This is a genomic window from Xenorhabdus hominickii, assembly GCF_002632725.1.
Taxonomy (GTDB): domain Bacteria; phylum Pseudomonadota; class Gammaproteobacteria; order Enterobacterales; family Enterobacteriaceae; genus Xenorhabdus; species Xenorhabdus hominickii.
Map to the genome: position 1 here is coordinate 1 of NZ_NJAI01000052.1, position 1048 is coordinate 1048.

A 1048-nucleotide genomic window follows, 5' to 3' on the forward strand; every position below is an offset into this window, starting at 1 on the left:
CAGCGGGGATGAACAGACGATTGTGGGCACGGTTGTCTCCGGCCGTGATGTGCCGGTTGACGGGATCGAATCCAGTGTGGGGCTGTACATCAACACCTTACCGCTCAGTGTGCCGTGGGCGGCAGACCGCAGCGTGAGGACCATCTTAAAAACCATACAGGACGATATCGCCGCACTTAACAGCCACAGTGCCGTGTCACTCGCCAGTTTGCAGTCCGAAGGAGCACGTTTATTCCACAGCCTGCTGGTTTTTGAGAACTATCCGGCACCTGTAACGAGTGAGGATGACGGCAGAATTGAAAACAAACTGACCTTCCGTCAGGCTGTCGAAAAAGTGGATTACCCCGTCTTACTGATGGCTTATGAACAGGGCGACAGTTTGACGGTGAAATTAAGCTATGGGGAAGACTGGCTGACGGGCGAACAGGCGGCGCATTTATTGCGCCAGCTTGAGCGTATTCTGCGTGTGGTTGCCCGTGATCCTGACCAGCCCCACACGTCGGTGAATTTCCTCAGTGATGAAGAGCGCCATACACTACTGCATCTCTGGAACCAGACCGACGTACCGTATCCGCAGGCCAGGACATTGCCGCAGCAGTTCGAAGCCCGTGCCGCCGCTACGCCGGATAATATCGCGCTGGTGTTTGAAGGCACCACGCTGACCTACCGGCAGTTAAACGAACGGGCAAACCAACTGGCGGGCGTGATCCGCGCCCGTTACCAACAGCAGGGCCATCAGCCGATGCCGGCAGATACGCCCGTGGCGCTGTATCTGGATCGCAGTCTGGAGATGGTGATCAGTATACTGGCGGTGCTGAAAGCGGGCGGGGCTTATGTACCCATCTCACCGGCCTACCCGGCAGAGCGCGTCCGGTTTATTCTGGCCGATACCGCCGTCCCGTGTGTGGTGACCCAACAGCACCACCTGACAACGCTGGAGGAGTACGCCCAGGCGTTGACGGTGCAGCCGGCCCTGATTGCCGCGGAGGATCCCGCGGTGACTGCCGGCCAGCCGGTGGATAACCCTGAGCAGCTCAGTCAGGCCACC

At 58.9% G+C, this 1048-nt stretch carries 1 protein-coding gene; it reads left to right on the forward strand.

From position 1 onward, the window contains the following. Window positions 1-1048: AMP-binding protein (locus Xhom_RS24965; RefSeq protein ID WP_145957525.1), on the forward strand; the 1048-nt coding region annotated here is incomplete at both ends.